Here is a 1,722-nt window from a genome sequence, read left to right as displayed (position 1 = left end):
TCTACGTCATACTTAATTGAACCGCCGTATACCGAACGGTACGTACGGTGGTGTGAGAGGTCGGGGGTTAGTCACCCCCTCCTACTCGATTGATAAAAAAAAGTGGGGAAGGTCAAACTATAAAAAAAGAGAAAGGAGTTTATTTCATGATAGAGATTCCGTCCAAAATAGAGGGGAAACATTTCAAATTATATAAGTTGGAACAATTATTAAAACCGCTTGGATTTACAATAGGCGGAAATTGGGATTACGATCATGGATCGTTTGACTATAAATTAAACGATGAAGGGAAATATGAATTTTTACGATTACCTTTCCATGCTATTGACGGGCAATTAGACTCTAATGGTGTAACTGTTGAATTTGATCGACCATTTGTTTTAGCCCATGTATATCAAATTGATATTGATGAATCTAGTATACCTGGAGCAATTTCAGGTGCATTTGATCAATTTGCTAAACCAATTGATAAAGATGGCATAGTATCTGAGCAATTTGTAGAAGAAGGAAAAAAACTTGTAGAAAAAGTAGAAAACTTACTTTTATCATCTTAAGCACTTCGATGACAAATCACTAATAATTGATCAGAATCTTGTAAAATGAATCCGAGGGGAGGATTGATAAACGATTCTTCCCCCCTTTTAATTCCAATTAACAAAATTTCTTTTTCCAGTAGTTGAGCACTCAAAGATAAAAAAGATTTTCCGACCATCGTATCTTCAGGTTTTATCAATTGAATCTTACTGCCTTTTAATTGATTAAGCATAGTAATAAGTGCCTCGCTCATACCATGAGAATGGATTGTATTAGCCATTAAATAACTAGTATGAGTATTGGACTGAATAATTTCATCTGCACCTGCTCGTTTGGCGTTGTTTAGAAGTTCAGATGTTAATATTTCTGCAATAACATAGATGTCTGGAGCCAATCCTTTTATAGAGATAATGGTTAAAATAGTCAACATATCTGCTTGTTGTTCATTTTTTGTTGGGTCTGCAGTAATAATTACTTGATCGGCTTTTGAGATATTTGCTTTTAACAATGTTTCGTCTGTAGTAGGGTTTCCTCTGATAAAAAAGATATCATTTACCGGAAAATAAGGGTGTTTCGGCAAAGTTTGATCAATTAGGACAATTGTTTGTTGTTTATTGGTGGAATGTAAGTTTTCAATAAGTTGTTTAGAACGTTCATTCCAACCGATGATAACTAAATGTTTTTCTCCTTTAAACATTAGTTTCCCCTCTCTTAATGCATTATTTTTTGAAAAAGCGGTATTGGCAAGACCGATAAAAAAAGAGGAGATAATCCCTGCCCCTATAAGAAATAATAGCATGCCAATGACTCTTCCAAAATTCGTTTTTGGAACATAATCACCATAACCAATCGTTGCAATCGTAATAAATGCCCACCATATTCCATCAAAAATCGTTTTAAAATTTTTTGGCTCGATAAAATGAATAACGGATCCGAACAAAGTGATCACAATCATAATCGATATTAATGCACGTATTAAAAACGGTAACCGAAAAAATTGAACGAGAATATGCCAGTTCATTCATTTGCCCACCCATTCACTGATATACATTTTAGAAGTATCGACCAAAATTTCATAACATATAAGTAAAAAAGCGTACTTATCGTACGCTTCAGACTGTCGACAAACCCCAACTCAAATGCTTCATTTGAGTTGGGGTTTGTCTTTTTTTGCTCATCATTTTCTAA

At 34.1% G+C, this 1,722-nt stretch carries 2 protein-coding genes; one reads left to right on the top strand and one right to left on the bottom strand.

The annotated features are described in order from the left end of the window. Positions 1 to 146: 146 nt before the first annotated feature. A complete protein-coding gene (locus AC3ASS_RS14125) occupies positions 147 to 554 on the top strand; it encodes a YugN-like family protein (protein WP_488284144.1) in 408 nt (135 codons plus the stop codon). Here AC3ASS_RS14125 and AC3ASS_RS14120 read toward each other — a convergent pair. After that, the gene (locus AC3ASS_RS14120) at positions 551 to 1,555 is read right to left on the bottom strand and encodes a potassium channel family protein (protein ID WP_488284143.1); all 1,005 of its coding nucleotides are present in this window, start codon (positions 1,553 to 1,555) and stop codon (positions 551 to 553) included. The two genes, AC3ASS_RS14125 and AC3ASS_RS14120, sit on opposite strands and share 4 nt — an antisense overlap. Positions 1,556 to 1,722 lie beyond the last annotated feature (167 nt).

The sequence above is a fragment of the Bacillus sp. JST-5 genome (assembly GCF_057747715.1).
This window is presented reverse-complemented; position numbering and strand designations above follow the sequence as displayed.

Excerpts from the sequence above, each read along its gene's own strand:
- AC3ASS_RS14125 (WP_488284144.1), top strand. The coding sequence starts at position 147 with ATGATAGAGATTCCGTCCAAAATAGAGGGGAAACATTTCAAATTATAT.
- AC3ASS_RS14120 (WP_488284143.1), bottom strand. The coding sequence starts at position 1,555 with ATGAACTGGCATATTCTCGTTCAATTTTTTCGGTTACCGTTTTTAATA.